The organism is Kineosporia sp. A_224, assembly GCF_002198655.1.
GTDB lineage: Bacteria > Actinomycetota > Actinomycetes > Actinomycetales > Kineosporiaceae > R-H-3.
On record NZ_MWLN01000053.1, the window covers coordinates 1 to 16,157 of the forward strand.

The following is a 16,157-nucleotide window of genomic DNA, read 5'->3' on the forward strand; positions in this document are numbered from 1 at the left end:
AGTCCACGCCCGCAACAGGTCCCGTGCCCATGTCGCATTCTACTTGAGACAACCAAATATGCAGAACACATGTTCGAAGACGATTGTCGACGGCACCCCGCCTCCCCACCTCACCAGGCGAGAAGACAGCAGCAGGTGGGGCGGGGTCGTGGCCGGGGACTCTCGGATCGTCCGCTTGTCGAGACGGGTTCGGCACCCACCCCCACGACAAGCCCCCGTCTCGACAGGCGGAGGATCCGTGCGTACCCCCGGCCGCAGCCCCGCCCCACCAGCCGCTGTCGTCCCGCCGATGAGTGCTGGACCTGACCCCTTGCGAGAGAACGATTCTCTCTCGAACAAACGTTCGACATAGGTGGCAGGTTGCACTAGACTCGGATCATGGTCGGGAGGGTGCGCGGGTGCAGGTCGAGGTCCGGCGAGGGGGTCGTCGGGGCCGGTGTCGACCTGCCCGACGACGAGCTTCCGGTGGACCCGCTCGGTGGGCAGATCCGGCTGACGGCAGCGGATCTGGCGGACTGGCCGACCGAGGGCGAGGAGTTCCAGCGGGCGGTCGCGGATGCGCGGGCTGAGCGGTTGGTGGATGCGTGGTGGGCGGATCCGGTTGCGGTGCAGGCGGACTGGGATGCCGAGCTGGCGTCGCTGTACGCGCAGGTCGCCGCTGATGACCGTCGGGACGCGGTCGAGCGGCGGACCGTGTTGGACGGTGCACCCGGGGTCGAGTCGCTCGCGGCGGCGCTGGAGGTCCTCGACGGCGCCGCGGCGTGGACACCGGCACAGGCCGACACAGAGGGCTTCAGCGACGATCTGCGGGACGCTGCCATCTCCGCCTTCGCGGCCTTGCGTCGGCAGGAGAACCACGGCCTGTGGCTGCAGGTCGCCCACACCGGCACGATCCTGACCGCCCGGCTCGGGAACACCCCGTCGCTGCCCCGCAAGACCCGCACCGGCCGGCGGCTGATGGGCGACCAGGACGCCCTGGTCGCCGACGAGGTGGCCGTCCAGCTCGCGTGCGCGGCGGGGATCACCCGCAGCAAGGCCTACGCCCTGATCGAGGCTGCGACTGTCTTCGCCGACGAGAGGCTGCCGCTCACGGAGCAGGTCCTGCAGCAGGGCCGCCTCGACTGGCCACGGCTGCGGCTGGTCCTGTCCCGCACCAGCGGGCTGACCGCCGACAAGGCGCGAGCCGTCGAGGCGCTGGTGTACCAGACCAGGGGTGTGCTGGACGGGGGCAGCCGCAGGTTCGAGAAGGCCCTGACCGCCGCAGTCCTCGCGGTCGACGCGGAGGCCGAGGCCCGGCGCCGCGAACGCAACCGCAGGGGCCGCCGGGTCAGCATCCAGACCGGCGAGGACGGTGAGGCGCTGTTCACCGCGGTTGGGCCGGGTGAGGCGATCACCGCCGCCTACAACGGCCTCGATGCCGCCGCCCGCTACCTCCGCGCGCAGGGTGACGCGCGCACGTTGGACCAGCTCCGGCACGACCTGTTCGTCACCGGCTGCACCAGCGGCTACCTGCCCGTCCCGGCCGAGGTCCTGCCAGTGCCTGTGGGCTGCGTCCCTGCCGACGCCACGCTGTCGACGCCACCCACGACGCGCCCTGCTGGATCTGAGACGGCCGGCACGCCGGCGGCCAGCGCCGAAGACCAGTCTGTGCCTGCGTGGTTCACCTCGACCTGGCCCGACGTGCAGGTGGCGGTCAACGTCACCGTGTCCGCAGAGACGCTCATGGGCCTGGTGGACGACCCCGGAACCCTCAACGGTTACGGCCCCATCCCTGCCGACGCGATCCGTGATCTGGTCAGGAACGGTGTCTTCCGGTGCCTGGTCGTCGACGGTGAGCACGGCACCGTCCTTGGGGTCGGGAAGAACACGTTCAGCCCCGGGTACGTCGCGAGCGAACGACTCAAGCTGCTCGTCGAGCACGCATATCCGACCTGTACTGCGCCCCACTGCGAGAAGGCGTCGTGGCGCTGCGATCTCGATCATGCGACGCCGTACGCGCGGGGCGGATCTACGTGTGGCTGCAATGTGCGGCCGCTCTGCCGACCGTGTCATCGGCTCAAGACCGCCGGGCTCCTCGTCCCGGAACAGCGGGACGACCCTGGCGACCCACCCGGCACCATCACCTGGGTCACCCGCACCGGACGCGCCTACACCGCGCTACCCCACGCCCCGCTGCCCCCGACGGCACCGGTGCGGTCGCCGTCCGACACCGCTCGTGCCGCCGGCATCCTGGCGGGGGACCCGCCTCCGTTCTGACGGAGGGGCGGCACAATGACGCATGCCTGCTCTGCACACCACGGACGCCGACACGCTCGCCACCATCGACGAGATGGTCGCGGCCAACCTGGCAGTGCTCGGGGACCGGCTCGTCGGCGTCTACGTGTACGGCTCGCTCGTGACCGGTGACTTCGATCCCGTCGTCAGCGACATCGACCTCGTCGCGGTGCTCACCGGCCCGCTCGACATCGGCGACCACGACCCGCTGCGTGCCGCGTACGCCGGTGTCACCGCCGCCCACCCGCGGTGGCACGACCGCGTCGAGCTCGCCTACATCCCGCTCGCCGAGCTGCGCACCTACCGCGCCGACTTCGCGCAGCCGATGTTCAGCCACGGTGACGGCTTCGAGGTGTGCACCGTCGGGGTCGACTGGCTGCTGAACCGCGAGACGCTTCGACGTTCCGGTGCCGCGCTGTACGGCCCCGAGCCCGCAGGTCTCATCGACCCGCTCCCGACAGGCGACGTGACGGCGCTCGTGCGCGAGCTCGCCGTCATGTGGCGCACCTGGGTCGCCGGCGACGTCGCGCCGCTCGGGTACCTCGGCTACCGCGCCTACGCGGTGCTCACGTTGTGCCGCTGCGCCTACACATCGGCACACGTCGGCGAGGTGGCGTCCAAACGTGCCGCAGCCGGGTGGGCGGCGCAGAGGTACCCGGCCTGGAGCCCGCTCGTGGCGCGTGCGCTGAAGATCTACGGCGCGGGTGGCGGACCCGGCCCTGACGACGTCCTCCCCGTCGATGACGTGCGCCGCTTCTCGACCGCAGTGCTCGCCGACGCGGTGCGATAGCGGCCGCAGCACGGCGGCGCCCGGGTCAATGATGGGCGTGATGGCGACGAGCGAGCGGCTGCGCGACCGTCCGGGCTTCCGTGGCTTCTGGGCGGCCGCCACCGTGTCGGCCTTCGGAAGCTACGTCACGACGATGGCGGTGCAGGTCGTCGTCGTGGTGACGCTGCACGAGGGGGCGACCGCCGTCGGACTGGTGAGCTCCGCCCGGTGGCTGCCCTACCTGCTCTTCGGGCTGCTCGTGGGGGTCCTGGTCGACCGGTCCCGACGGCGCGGCCTGCTCGTGGGCGCCGATCTCGGGCGCGCGGTGCTGCTCACGGCGATCCCGGTGCTCGCGGTGACCGGGCACCTGTCGATCGGCCTGCTCATGGTCGTCATGGCCGGTTTCGGTCTGCTCTCCCTCGTGCACGACGCCGCGTCGCAGTCGCTGGTCCCGCGGCTGGTGCCGCCCAGGCTGCTCACGCGGGCCAACGCCCGGCTGGACCAGAGCGACGCGGTGGCGCAGACCTCAGGACCGGCCCTGGCCGGTGCTCTCGTGTCGGTGCTCACCGCGCCCTGGGCGGTGCTGGTGGACGCCGTGAGCTACCTCGTGTCCGGGCTGCTCCTGCTCCGTCTGCCGGTCGAGGAGCCGCCGCCGGGACCGCGATCGGCGCGTGGGATCGGCCGGGAGGCGGCGGAGGGGCTGCGGTGGATCTACGGGCACCAGGTGCTGCGGCCGCTCGCCCTGAGCACCCACGGCTGGTTCCTCAGCTCGGCGGCCGCGGGGGCCGTCCTGCCGCCGTACGCCCTGCGGACCCTGGGCCTGAGCCCGTTCGGGCTCGGGATCGCCCTCGCGGTGGGCGGGGTCGGGGGACTGCTCGGCGCACTGACGGCCGCCCGTCTCGGCTCGAGCCTCGGCGCGGGGCGGGTGGTCGTCGGCGCGCGGGTGACGACAGCGGTCGCCTGGGCGCTCGTCGCGCTGAGCACCGAGGGGTGGCCCGGCTGGCTGCTGCTCGGCGCCGGGCAGCTGGTCCTCGGCCTCTCGATGGGGGCCGAGAACGCGAACGAGATGGGCTACTGGCAGGCGGTGACACCCGACCGGCTGCAGGGCCGGACGAACGCGACGAGGCGTTCGGTCAACCGGGCGATGATCGTCGTCGGCGCGCCGCTCGGCGGCGTGCTCGGTGACGCGTTCGGCTTCCGGACCGTTCTCGCCGTGGCCGCCGCCGGCTTCCTCCTCAGCGCGCTCGGCCTCGGCGCGACCGGCTTCCGGCGGGTGCGGCTCCCGGCGGAGCCCGTCTGACCGGCAGTCGGGTCCCCTGCCTTCGTCAGGTCGTCAGCGGACGCCGCCCGCGCGCACCCGGTCCGCGAGCTCCTGCGCCGGCGGCCGGATCGCCTCCGACCACGTCGGGAAGGCCCGGACGTGGTCGGCGAGGACGTCGACCGTGATCCCGGCCCGCACCGCGAGGGCCAGCTCGCCCGCCCAGGAGTCGGCGGCGGGGCCGACGGCGGTCGCGCCGACGAGCACCCCGGACGCCGCGTCGCAGACCAGCTCCAGCCGCCCGTCGCTGCGCTCCTCGACGAAGGCCCGGGCGGTCCCGCGCAGGTCGAACCGTGCGCCGAGCACGGCAGGGTCCGGCGAGCCGTCGGGACCGGCCGCCGTCCGGCCCACCGAGAACACCGGCGGCTGCGTGTAGACCGCCCGCGGGACGCCCGAGTAGTCCGCGTCCCGGCCGTGACCGAGGAGGTGCGCCGCGACGAGCCGGCCCTGGTACGACGCCGTGTGGGTGTAGGGCGCGACCCTGGTGACGTCGCCGACGGCGAACACGTCCGCGAGCCCGGCACCCTCCGCGCCGACGACGCGGCAGCGGGCGTCGACGGTCAGCGGCGCGCCCTCGTCGACGTCCGCGCCGAGGAGCTCGAGCCCGAGCCCCGCCGTCCGCGGCGCCCGGCCCGCCACGACGAGCACACGGTCCGCCCCGACGGTCGAGCCGTCCGAGAGGTGGAGCAGCAACCCCTTGTCGGGCAACGGTTCCGCACGGTCGGCCCCGGTGCCGGTCCGGACGTCCACCCGGACGGCGCGCAGCGCCTCCGCGACCGCGTCGCCGACCCAGCCGGGCTCCGTGCCGAGCAGCGAGCCCTGCGGCTCGACGAGCGTCACGGCGACCCCGAACGAGGCGTAGACCTGGGCCAGCTCGCAGCCCACCGCCCCGCCGCCGAGGACGACGAGGCGTCCCGGCAGCAGCGGCGACGACAGCGCCTCGTCGCTCGTCCACGTCGGGACGGCGTCCAGCCCGTCGACCGGGGGCGGCAGCGGTGCGCTGCCGGTCCCCAGCACGAGGGCCCGCCGCCACCGGATCCGGTGCCCCCCGCCCGCGTCGTCCTCGACGAGCACCGTGCCGCCGGGGCCGCCCGGCTCCCGCGCGACGACCCGGCCCCGGCCGCGCAGGAGCGTCACCCCGGCCTCGGCGAGCGCCGCCGCCGTCGCCGTGTCGTCCCGGTGCTCGGACGCCTCGTCCCGGCGCCGGACGGCGTCCGCCCAGGCCTGTTCGTGATCGATGCTCGCCGTCTCCCGGTGCCGCCCGGCCGCGAGCAGCAGCGCCTTGCTCGGCACGCACGCGAGGTACGGGCACTCGCCGCCGACGAGGCCGCTCTCCACGACCGCGACGCTCCACCCCGCCCCGGCGAGCGCCTGCGCGACGACCTCGCCGCCCGAGCCGGCGCCGACGACGACGGCGTCGAACCCCGCGCCGCGGACCACGTCCTGAGTCATGCCCGCATGGTCCCCAGGGCCGCCGGGGCGTGCCCGTCGAGTCGCCCGGCACCCGTGTCCGGGCGCCGGGCCCGCGCCCGAAGTGTCCGCCTCGATGTGCCCCCGGCAGCGAACCGTGTTGGCCTGTCACGGACGGCGCCACCCGGCGCCGCCGGACGGAGAGGTGAAGCGACATGGGCATCGACGACAAGGCCGCGAACAAGGCCGACGAGCTGACGGGCAAGGCCAAGGAGGGTCTCGGCCGCGCGACCGACAACGAGCGTCTCGAGGCCGAGGGGCGCGCCGACCAGTCCAAGAGCGACATCAAGCAGGCCGCGGAGAAGGTCAAGGACGCGTTCAAGCGCTGACCCGCACCGAGCAGGACCAGCACCAGAACGACCCGCACCACGAACGCGACGGCACCGGGGCTCCCGCACCGGTGCCGTCGTCGTTCGGTCAGGCCGCGCGCCGGCCCTGCTGCTCGCCGCGCACCGCGTCGACCATCCCGCGCAGGACGTCGTCCCACGGCGTCGGCTCCAGGCCCAGGGTGGCGCGGGCGGCGCTCGAGTCCATGACCCACGGCCGCTCGTGCTGGTGCATCACCTCGGGCAGCTCGCGGAGGAACGGCACGAACGCCCGGCCGGCGGACCGGACGAGCCCGGGGATCCGGCGGACGTCGACCGCAGGCACCCCGGCCACCCGGCACATGTCCGCGACGACCTGCCGCACCGGCACCGCGTCGTGCGACGGCACGTGCCACGGCCGGCCCCAGGCCTGCTCGGTCGCGGCGGCGGCGACGAGGGTGCGGGCGGCGTCCCGGGTCGCCGTCCAGGTGTGGACGACGTCCGGCTCGCCGATCACGTAGGCCGCCTTGCCCGCGAGCATCCGCTTCAGCGTCCCCTCGGTGATCTGGCTCTGGGCGTGCGGCCCGAGGTAGTCCGAGCCGCGGACCTCGGTCGCCCGCACCCGTCCCGCCTCGTGCGCCGCGAGCGCGTCGAGCCACATCTGCCGCCGGACCCGCCCCTTCGTCCCGGTGGCCGCCATCGGCGTGCTCTCGGTCATGGGGGCGTCGACCGGCCCGTAGACGTAGAGGTTCGACACCGTGGCGAGCACGGCGCCGGACGACTCCGCGGCCCCGAGCAGGGCCGCGGCGATCGGCGGCCAGTCGGTCGCCCAGCGGTGATACGGCGGGTTGGCGCAGTTGTAGAGCGCGGTCGCGCCGCGGGCGAGGTCGGTGAGCCGGGCGCCGTCGGCGGCGTCCGCCGCGACGAGCTCGACGCCGTCCCGGCGCGGCCCGGAGCCGGAACGGGTGACGACCCGGACGGTGTGCCCGGCGTCCGCGAGGAGCCCGGCGACCGCCGTCCCCACCGCCCCGGCACCGACGACGACGTGGAGCTGCTGCTGCGACATGACGCGATCCTCTCGAGTGGGTCGAGCGATGCTCCGAAACAAGAGCACTGCTCTCTACGGAGAGCATGCGTCCGACGGGGCGGCAAAGTCAAGAGCGGTGCTCTCGGTTGTTGTCAGTGCTCACGAGGCGGGCCATCATGGAGGCGTGCCGCAGGAGAAGAGCGTCGAGGACCGGCCCGTGCTGGGTGTCCGGGCCCGGGCCCGGGTCGAGCTCACCCGGGCCATCGTCGAGACCGCCCGCCGCCATCTCGCGCAGGACGGCCCGGCGAACCTGTCGCTGCGGGCTGTCGCCCGCGAGCTGGGGATGGTCTCCTCCGCGGTGTACCGCTACGTGCCGAGCCGCGACGACCTGCTGACGCTGCTCATCATCGAGGCCTACGACGCGCTCGGGGCCGCCGCGGAGAAGGCCGAGGCCAAGGTGCCGCGCACCGACCTCGACGGGCGCTTCGTCGCCGTCGGCCGGGCCGTCCGCACCTGGGCGATCGAGCACCCGCACGAGTACGCGCTCATCTACGGCTCACCCGTGCCGGGGTACGCGGCCCCGCAGGACACCATCGCGCCGGCCACCCGGGTGCCGGCGATCCTCATCGGGGTCCTCGCCGACGCCGTGGCGGCGGGGGTCTACGACCCGGCCGCCGCGCCCGAGGTGCCGGCCGCCGTCCGGCGCTCGCTCGGCCCGGTGCGGGCCGCGATCCCGGACGTCGTGCCCGACGACCTCGTCGTGCGCGGCATCATGGCGTGGAGCACGCTGCTCGGCCTGGTCTCGATGGAGCAGTTCGGCCAGTTCCACAACGTCCTCGCCGAGGCGGCCTCGCAGCGCGAGGCCTTCTTCACCGAGGCTCTGCGCAGGACGTCCGCGGTGACGACCCGGACGCCGGCTCCTCGCCCGTGACCGGTGCGGGTCCTGCATCGGACGGCGTCCCGGACGGCTCGGCAGGCGGCCCCGCGACGGCGTCGTGCCAGCAGGTGCGGGGGCAGCCGCACGGCTTCGCCGGGCGGCCGCGACGCGGCCGGGGGAGGCCCGGCAGCGCGGAGCCTGGTGCGCCCATACGGGAGGTGTCGGCCGTGGGGGCCCCGAACTTCAGTGCCGGCACCAGGTTCGGTGCTGCCCGTGCGCCTCAGTGGTGCAGGCCGCTCTCCGGGTTGTCCGCGAGCCGCTTGCGGGACGCCGCGATCTCGGCGTACGCCCCGGCCCGGTCCGCCCAGTGGGCGCCCTCGACGCTCTTGCCCGGCTCGAGGTCCTTGTAGGTCTCGAAGAAGTGCTGGATCTCCAGGCGGTCGAACTCGCTGACGTCCGTGAGGTCCTGGATGTGGTTCATCCGCGGGTCGCCCGCGGGGATGCAGAGCACCTTGTCGTCGCCGCCGGCCTCGTCGCGCATGTGGAACATGCCGATCGCACGGCAGCGGATGAGGCAGCCCGGGAACGTCGGCTCCTCGAGGATCACCAGCGCGTCCAGCGGGTCGCCGTCCTCGCCGAGGGTGCCCTCGATGAAGCCGTAGTCGTGCGGGTAGCGCGTCGAGGTGAAGAGCATCCGGTCGAGCCGGATCCGGCCCGTCACGTGGTCCACCTCGTACTTGTTCCGCTGCCCCTTGGGGATCTCGATCGTCACGTCGAAGGAATCGGCCATGTTCGCTCTCCCGTTCGCGGGCGTCCTCGCCCGCATCCTGTGAAGGCGCGAACGACGCGCCGTACGTCACCGTGTGCAGCCGTCCACACACTAGTGTCCTGCCCGAGGGTGGGTCGGCCGTCTGGGGGTCATGTGCGTCACGTCGCTGCGCGGACGTTCCGTGCTGCCCTCGTGGGCACGGCCGCCGCCGTCGCGCTCGCCGCGTGCGTCCCGCAGCCACCGGCGGGCACCGCGGCCGGCGGCACCTCCGCCGCGTCGTCCGGACCTGCCACGACCTCCTCGGCCCCGGCCCCGGCGACGTCCTCGAGCGCCCCCGCGCCCGCCCCGACCGTGCCGTCCGCCCCGACCGCAAGCGCGACCGAGACCCTGGGCCCGCCCCCGGCGAGCGACTTCGTCGCCCCGGCGCCGGAGCCGGTGCTCGCGGGGCTCACCGGCGCGGCCCCGGTGCCGACCGCCGCGGGGCTGTCCCGGCGGCTCGAGGCGCTGCTGTCCGACCCCGGGCTCGGCGGCCGGGTGGAGTACGACATCACCGACGTCGAGACCGGCGAGAACCTGCTCGCCCGCGGCGCACAGACCCCCGTCACCCCGGCGTCGACGACGAAGCTGCTCACCGCGGTCGCGGCGCTGTCCGTGCTCGGCCCGCAGGAGCGGCTCGCGACCCGGGTCGTCCCCGGGGCGGACGACGCGACGATCGTCCTCGTCGGCGGCGGCGACATGCTCCTCGCGACCGGCCGGGGCGACCCGACGAAGGTCGTCGGCCACGCCGGTCTCACCGACCTCGCGGACGGCACCGCCGACGCCCTGCGCGCCGCAGGCCGCACCCGGGTCGTGCTGCGGCTCGACGACACCCTCTTCAGCGGGCCGCGGGTGTCGCCCGCGTGGAGCCCCGCCGACCTCACCGCCGGGTTCGTCGCGCCGGTGGCGCCGCTGGCCGTCGAGAGCGGCCGGGCCTCCTCGGGAGACCCGGCCACCGCGAGCGACCCGGCGCTGGCCGCCGCGACCGCGTTCGCCACGCTCCTCGGCAAGCGCGGGATCACGGTGACCGGGGTCGGCCGCGGCCGGGCCCCCGCCGGCGCCCCGACCGTCGCCGAGGTGCTCGGGGCCCCGGTCCAGGACGTCGTCGAGCACATGCTCGACCAGAGCGACAACACCGTCGCCGAGGTCCTCGCCCGGCTCGTCGCGGCCCGTGGCGACCAGCCGCCCACGTTCGACGGCGCGGGCCGGGCGGTCATCGACGCGGTCGCCGCGCTCGGGGTGCCGACAGCGGGTGCCCGGTTCACCGGCGGCAGCGGGCTCGGCCGCGGCGGCGTCATCGCCCCGCGCACCCTCACCGCGACGATCGTCCTGGCCGCCTCCGAGAAGCACCCCGAGCTCCGGGCGACGCTGACCGGCCTGCCCGTCGCCGGCGTCACCGGCACCCTCGCCGAGCGCTACTCCGGCGCGGGCCAGGGCGGTGCCGTGGGCGTCGTCCGGGCCAAGACCGGCACCCTCACCGGGGCGAGCAGCCTCGCCGGCACCGTCGTCGACGCCGACGGCCGGCTCCTCGCGTTCGCCGTCGTCGCCGACCGGGTCACCTCGACCGGGGACGCTCGCGACGCCCTCGACTCCGTCGCGGCCGCCCTCGCGGGGTGCGGCTGCTCCTGACCGCGCACCCGGACGCGCGGCACGTACGGTGGGGACATGAGCGCCCAGCCCGCCGAAGGTCGCCCGGAGCCCGTCGACCTCCTCGTCGACTGGGACCTCGCCGCCCGGACCGCCGCCGTCGTCGGCCGGCCGGGCCCGCAGCTGCCGCGCGCCGAGGCCGCGCTCGTCGTCGCCGACCTGCGCTCCGCCGCGCACCGCGCCGCCCCGCACGTCGCCCGGGTCAGCGGGCTGTCCGCGCCGGCGGGGGAGGGCGTGCTCGTCGTCGACCGCCCGGGCTGGGCGCGGGCGAACGCCGACGCCTTCCGCACCCTGCTGGCACCGGTCGTCGCGGAGGCCTTCGAGCGCCGCGAGCACCGGCCCGCCGCGGCGGTCACCGCGGTCGGCAGCCGGGTCACGGCGGCCGAGGTCGGCGGGCTGCTCGGCTTCCTCTCCGGGCGCGTCCTCGGCCAGTACGACGCGTTCGGCGAGGGCCCCGGCCGGCTGCTGCTCGTCGCGCCGAACGTCGTCCAGGTCGAGCGCGAGCTCGCCGTCGACCCGTCGGACTTCCGGCTGTGGGTCTGCCTGCACGAGGAGACGCACCGGGTCCAGTTCACCGCGAACCCCTGGCTCGCACCGCACCTCGTCGGCCAGGTCCGCGGGCTCGTCGGCCAGCTCATGGTCGAGCCGTCGCAGGTCGCCGAACGGCTCGCGTCGGTCGCGCGCAACCTGCCCGAGCTGCTCCGCGGCGGGGCGTCCGGTTCCGGCGCGCCGCTGCTCGACGCCGTCCAGACCCCGGAGCAGCGTGCGGGCCTGGCCCGGCTCACCGCCGTGATGTCCCTCCTCGAAGGGCACGCGGACGTCGTCATGGACGAGGTCGGGCCGCAGGTCGTCCCCTCGGTCGAGACGATCCGCTCCCGGTTCACCAAGCGCCGGGCCGGCCGCGGCGCCGTCGACCAGCTGCTGCGCCGGCTGCTCGGCCTCGAGGCGAAGATGCGCCAGTACGCCGACGGGGCGCGGTTCGTCCGGGAGGTCATGGCCCGGGTCGGCACCGACGGCTTCAACCGGGTCTGGGAGTCGCCCGACACGCTCCCGATGCCCGTCGAGATCGCCGACCCGGTCGCGTGGGTGCGCCGGGTCCACGGCTGACGGCCGCGTGGCGGGCCCGCACCCGGCCGTCGCGGCGGCCCGGACGGCAGTCCGCGCCGCGCTCGCGCAGGTCCCGGCCGGACCCGTCCTCGTCGCGTGCTCGGGCGGCGCGGACTCGCTCGCGCTCGCCGTCGCGACCGCCTTCGTCGCACCACGGTCCGGGCGCCCGGCCGGCGCGGTCGTCGTCGACCACGCCTGGGCGCCGGGCTCGGCGGACGTCGCCGGGCGGGCGGCGCAGCAGTGCCGGGGGCTCGGCCTCGACCCGGTCGAGGTCGTGCCGCTGCCCGCTGCCGCACCGGCCGCCCGGGCCGCCTTCCGGCGGGCCTCCTCGGCGAGCCGCTCCCCCTCCGGGGTGAGCAGCGGGGCCCCCTCACGCAGATGAGGAAGGGCGACGACGACGATCACGGCTACCGCGACACCGACACAGACAAGAAGTCCCACAAGCAGAGCAGTCACCCCCCTAGCCTGCCCCATACCCCGGCAGGGCCGCCGACCGGGGCCCGCTACGCACCGCAACCTGTGACCGCATCGTTATCTGGACTTATGGTGCGCACAACAAGATCAGATGTCACTATTCGCGGTCACAGCGGACGGGACCGGGCATACCGACACCCGTGGGTGACCCCGACGGGTCAGGCCGGCTGCTCCTCGCGCAGCCGCTGCGAGATGACCGTCGTCACGCCGTCCCCGCGCATCGTGACGCCGTAGAGCGCGTCCGCGACCTCCATCGTCCGCTTCTGGTGCGTGATGACGATGAGCTGGCTCGACTCGCGCAGCTCCTCGAAGATCGTGATGAGCCGGCCGAGGTTCGTGTCGTCGAGCGCGGCCTCGACCTCGTCCATGACGTAGAACGGGCTCGGCCGGGCCTTGAAGATCGCGACGAGCAGCGCCACGGCCGTGAGCGAGCGCTCGCCACCGGACAGCAGCGACAGCCGCTTGACCTTCTTGCCGGGCGGCCGGGCCTCGACCTCGATCCCGGTCGTGAGCATGTCGGACGGGTCGGTGAGCACGAGCCGACCGTCACCGCCCGGGAAGAGCCGGGAGAAGACGCCCTCGAACTCGCGCGCGGTGTCGTGGTACGCCTCGGTGAAGACCTGCTCGACCCGCTCGTCGACCTCCTTGACGATGTCGAGGAGGTCGCGCCGGCTCGCCTTGAGGTCCTCGAGCTGCTCGGTGAGGAACTTGTGCCGCTCCTCGAGCGCCGCGAACTCCTCCAGCGCCAGCGGGTTGACCGTGCCGAGCAGGGCGAGCGCCCGCTCCGCGGCCTTGAGCCGCTTCTCCTGGACCGCCCGGTCGAACGGCGCCGGCAGCGGCGGCTCGGCGGGCTCGGGCTCGCCGGGGGCGAGCAGCGACGGCGGGACGGGCTGGTGCGGGCCGTACTCCTCGACGAGGGTGTCGGCCTCGATGCCCAGCTCGTCGACCGCGCGCTGGCGCAGGTTCTCGATCCGGGCCCGCTGCTCGGCCCGGGCGACCTCGTCGCGGTGCACCGAGTCGAGCAGCCGGGACTGCTCCTCGGCGAGCCGGCCGACGTGGCCGCGGCACTGCTGGAGCTCGCGCTCGCGGGTCCGGCGCTCCTCGTCGGCCGCCAGCCGGAGCTGGTCGGCGCGGGTCAGCGAGGAGTCGAGCAGCGCGAGCGCGTACTCGGCCCCGGCGAGGACGGCGCGCGCGGTGACGGCCTGCTTGCGGCGACGCTCCTCGCGGGCGACGGCGCGGGCCCGGGCCTCCCGCTCGGCGGCGGCGGCCTTGAGCAGGGAGTCGGCACGGCCGGAGAGCGCCCGGGCGCGCTCCTCGCACGTGCGCAGCGCGAGCCGGGCCTCCATCTCGGCCGAGCGCGCGGCGGTCGCGGCGGCGGCGAGCCGGTCGCGGTCCTGCGTCGACGGCTCCTCGTCGTCCGTGCTCTCCTGCGCGACCTCGAGCCGCTCCTCGAGCTCGGCGAGGGCCTCCCGGTCGGCGGCGAGCGCCTCCTGCTTGGCGACGACGGCCTTGCGCTGCCGGTCGGCCTCGGCGCGAGCGGCGCGGGCGGTGGAGCCGAGGTGCCCGAGCTGCTCGGCGACCGCGGACAGCCGCGCGTCGGACTCGTGGAGCCGGTCGAGCGCCGCCTCGACGCGCTCGACGGCGGCGTCCCGGCGGGCCGTCGCCCCGGCGAGGGCGAAGCGGGCCTGCTCGGCCCGGCGGACCGCGTCGGCGACCTTGTCCGCCGCCTCGTCGACGGCGGCCTGGACCTCGAGCAGGGACGGCGCGGACGCCGAGCCGCCCTGGAGCAGGCCGACCGTGACGACGTCACCGGCGAAGGTCACGGCGCTCGTGCCCGGGTGGGCGTCGACGAAGGCGCGGGCGACGTCCAGGTCGGGGACGACCGCGGTGTCGGCGAGGAGCCGGTCCACGGCGCCCTCGAGCGCGGCGGGGGTGTGGACGAGGTCACGCACCCAGCGCGCACCGGCGGGCAGCGCGGGGCGCTGGCCCGGGGCGGGCCGCGGGGCACCCGCGACGAGGACGGCGGCCCGGCCGGCGTCGTCGTCCTTGAGCAGGCGCAGCGCGGCGTCGGCCCGGCCGGCGTCCTCGACGACGACGGCGTCCGCGGCGACTCCGAGGGCGGCCGCGACCGCGTTCTCGTAGCCGCTGTCGACCTGGAGCAGGGCGGCGACGGAGCCGAGCACTCCGGAGAGCCGGTCGCTCGCCGCGAGCAGCGCGCCGGCGCCGTCCTTGCGCTGCAGACCCAGCTCGAGGGCCTCCTTGCGGGCCGACCAGGTCGCGCGGTCGCGCTCGGCGTCCCGGTCGGTCTGCTGGAGCTGCTCGACCTCGGCCTCGACCTCGGCGAGCTGGGCGGCGGCCGCCTCGTGCTCGGCGTCGAGGCCCTGCTCGCCGGCCTCGTGCCCGGCGACCTGGGACTCCAGCGCCGTGAACTCCTGCTGGGCGGCCTCGGCGCGCTCCTCGGCCTCGACGATGCCCGTCGTGAGCCGCTCGAGCTCCTCGTCACCGGCCTCGACGCGGCTGCGCCGCGCGGCGACCTGGCCGGCGAGCCGGGCCAGCCCCTCGCGCCGGTCGGCCGCCGCGCGCTGGAGCGCGACGATCCGGCGCTCCTCGTCGCCCTCGGCCTTCTCGGCGTCGTGCCGCGCCTCGACGCACGTGTCGAGGACCTCGCGGGCGGCCGCGACCTCCTCGGCGAGCGCGTCCTCCTGCTCCTTGACGGCGCGGGCCTGGGCCTCGAGCTCCTCGGGGTCGCGGCCGGGCTGGCGCTCGGGCTCGGCCTCGGCGAGCATCCGGAGCCGGTCGGCGGCCAGGCTCGCGGTACCGCGGATCCGCTCGCGCAGGCTCGACAGCCGGTACCAGGTCTCCTGCGCGCGGGCCAGGCGCGGGGCGGCGGACGCCGCCGTCTCCTCGAGCTCGGCGAGCCGCTCACGGCCCGCGACGAGCTCGGCCTCGACCTCTTCCTTGCGCTGCCGCAGGGCGGTCTCGTCGGCGACCTCCGCCTCGAGCGTCGTGCTCAGCTGCACGAGGTCGTCGGCGAGGATCCGGGCCCGGGCGTCGCGCAGGTCGGCCTGCACGACCTGCGCGCGGCGGGCCACCTCGGCCTGCCGGCCGAGCGGCTTGAGCTGGCGGCGGATCTCGGCGGTGAGGTCGGAGACGCGCGTGAGGTTGGCCTGCATCGCGTCGAGCTTGCGGAGCGCCTTCTCCTTGCGCTTGCGGTGCTTGAGGACGCCGGCCGCCTCCTCGATGAAGGCGCGGCGGTCCTCGGGCGAGGCGTGGAGCACGGCGTCGAGCTGGCCCTGGCCGACGATGACGTGCATCTCCCGGCCGATGCCGGAGTCGGAGAGCAGCTCCTGGATGTCGAGGAGGCGGCACGGGCTGCCGTTGATCGCGTAGTCGCTGCCGCCGGAGCGGAACATCGTCCGCGAGATCGTCACCTCGGCGTAGTCGATCGGCAGCGCGCCGTCGGTGTTGTCGATCGTCAGCGCGACCTCGGCGCGGCCCAGCGGCGGGCGGCCGGAGGTGCCGGCGAAGATGACGTCCTCCATCTTGCCGCCGCGCAGGCTCTTGGCCCCCTGCTCGCCCATGACCCAGCTCAGGGCGTCCACGACGTTGGACTTGCCCGAGCCGTTCGGCCCGACGACGCACGTGATCCCGGGTTCGAACCGCAGGGTCGTCGCGGACGCGAAGGACTTGAAGCCCCTCAGGGTGAGGCTCTTCAGGTGCACGCGGAGTCTCCTCGACGACGGCTTGGTCTTGCGGTGCAGCGTCCCGACCGCGGTCCGGGCGGTCGGCGCGACGAGCGCCGGGGAAGGTGCACGCCACCCTACAGGCCCGCCGATCGCCGTCCGGCCACATCGCGACGGGACGCCGGTGCCGTCCTCCGGCGGGTCCTGCACGTCACCCGGCGTCCTCTGGCGGGTGAGGCACGTCGCGGGTGGCGTCCTCTGGCGGGTCCTGCACCCCGGCCACGTCCTCTGGTGGCACAACGACCTCAAACGCGCGTTTTGGAGTGCTTTGCACACCAGAGGTCGGGCGGATTCAGGCGGTGGGTGCAACGGGTTGGTCTTGGGCGGTCAAGAGTAGGTGG

12 protein-coding genes are annotated in these 16,157 nt (G+C 75.2%); 8 read left to right on the forward strand and 4 right to left on the reverse strand.

What is annotated here, in order from left to right; genetic code table 11:
• The first annotated feature begins 465 nt into the window (after nt 1-465).
• The 3 genes from EDJALFJO_RS04380 to EDJALFJO_RS04390 are packed head-to-tail and all read left to right on the forward strand — an operon-like array spanning nt 466 to nt 4,343.
• The gene (locus tag EDJALFJO_RS04380) at nt 466-2,256 is read left to right on the forward strand and encodes an HNH endonuclease signature motif containing protein (protein WP_143448286.1); all 1,791 of its coding nucleotides are present in this window, start codon (nt 466-468) and stop codon (nt 2,254-2,256) included.
• A gap of 22 nt (nt 2,257-2,278) precedes the next feature.
• Nucleotides 2,279-3,064, forward strand: a complete 786-nt coding sequence (locus EDJALFJO_RS04385) for an aminoglycoside adenylyltransferase domain-containing protein (protein WP_088282609.1) — start codon at nt 2,279-2,281, stop codon at nt 3,062-3,064.
• A gap of 40 nt (nt 3,065-3,104) precedes the next feature.
• The gene (locus EDJALFJO_RS04390) at nt 3,105-4,343 is read left to right on the forward strand and encodes an MFS transporter (RefSeq protein ID WP_088282611.1); all 1,239 of its coding nucleotides are present in this window, start codon (nt 3,105-3,107) and stop codon (nt 4,341-4,343) included.
• Nucleotides 4,344-4,376: 33 nt separating this feature from the next.
• Here EDJALFJO_RS04390 and EDJALFJO_RS04395 read toward each other — a convergent pair whose 3' ends face one another.
• The gene (locus tag EDJALFJO_RS04395) at nt 4,377-5,813 is read right to left on the reverse strand and encodes an NAD(P)/FAD-dependent oxidoreductase (RefSeq protein ID WP_088282613.1); all 1,437 of its coding nucleotides are present in this window, start codon (nt 5,811-5,813) and stop codon (nt 4,377-4,379) included.
• Between the two features lie 173 nt (nt 5,814-5,986).
• On the opposite strand from EDJALFJO_RS04395, the gene EDJALFJO_RS04400 reads away from it, so the two are divergent.
• Entirely contained in the window at nt 5,987-6,160 is a 174-nt protein-coding gene (locus tag EDJALFJO_RS04400; RefSeq protein WP_088282615.1) for a CsbD family protein, read from the forward strand.
• Nucleotides 6,161-6,248: 88 nt separating this feature from the next.
• Here the strand turns inward: EDJALFJO_RS04400 and EDJALFJO_RS04405 are convergent, their stop codons facing one another.
• The gene (locus tag EDJALFJO_RS04405; RefSeq protein WP_088282617.1) at nt 6,249-7,202 is read right to left on the reverse strand and encodes an NAD-dependent epimerase/dehydratase family protein; all 954 of its coding nucleotides are present in this window, start codon (nt 7,200-7,202) and stop codon (nt 6,249-6,251) included.
• A 145-nt stretch (nt 7,203-7,347) separates the two neighbouring features.
• Between EDJALFJO_RS04405 and EDJALFJO_RS04410 the strand changes: the two genes are divergently transcribed.
• Complete coding sequence (locus EDJALFJO_RS04410) at nt 7,348-8,094, forward strand: TetR/AcrR family transcriptional regulator (protein ID WP_198949990.1); 747 nt, start codon at nt 7,348-7,350, stop codon at nt 8,092-8,094.
• Between the two features lie 226 nt (nt 8,095-8,320).
• Here EDJALFJO_RS04410 and EDJALFJO_RS04415 read toward each other — a convergent pair whose 3' ends face one another.
• Nucleotides 8,321-8,830, reverse strand: coding sequence for an inorganic diphosphatase (locus EDJALFJO_RS04415; protein ID WP_088282621.1), 510 nt, complete (start codon nt 8,828-8,830; stop codon nt 8,321-8,323).
• A gap of 171 nt (nt 8,831-9,001) precedes the next feature.
• Here EDJALFJO_RS04415 and dacB point away from each other — a divergent pair, with 171 nt between their 5' ends.
• Genes dacB through EDJALFJO_RS33220 form a run of 3 tightly spaced genes read left to right on the forward strand, consistent with a single transcriptional unit; the run spans nt 9,002 to nt 11,981 of the window.
• The gene (dacB, locus tag EDJALFJO_RS04420) at nt 9,002-10,474 is read left to right on the forward strand and encodes a D-alanyl-D-alanine carboxypeptidase/D-alanyl-D-alanine-endopeptidase (RefSeq protein ID WP_143448287.1); all 1,473 of its coding nucleotides are present in this window, start codon (nt 9,002-9,004) and stop codon (nt 10,472-10,474) included.
• A gap of 36 nt (nt 10,475-10,510) precedes the next feature.
• The gene (locus EDJALFJO_RS04425) at nt 10,511-11,599 is read left to right on the forward strand and encodes a zinc-dependent metalloprotease (RefSeq protein WP_088282625.1); all 1,089 of its coding nucleotides are present in this window, start codon (nt 10,511-10,513) and stop codon (nt 11,597-11,599) included.
• A 7-nt stretch (nt 11,600-11,606) separates the two neighbouring features.
• Entirely contained in the window at nt 11,607-11,981 is a 375-nt protein-coding gene (locus tag EDJALFJO_RS33220; RefSeq protein ID WP_143448288.1) for an ATP-binding protein, read from the forward strand.
• A gap of 250 nt (nt 11,982-12,231) precedes the next feature.
• Here the strand turns inward: EDJALFJO_RS33220 and smc are convergent, their stop codons facing one another.
• Complete coding sequence (gene smc / locus EDJALFJO_RS04435; RefSeq protein WP_088282627.1) at nt 12,232-15,795, reverse strand: chromosome segregation protein SMC; 3,564 nt, start codon at nt 15,793-15,795, stop codon at nt 12,232-12,234.
• Nucleotides 15,796-16,157 lie beyond the last annotated feature (362 nt).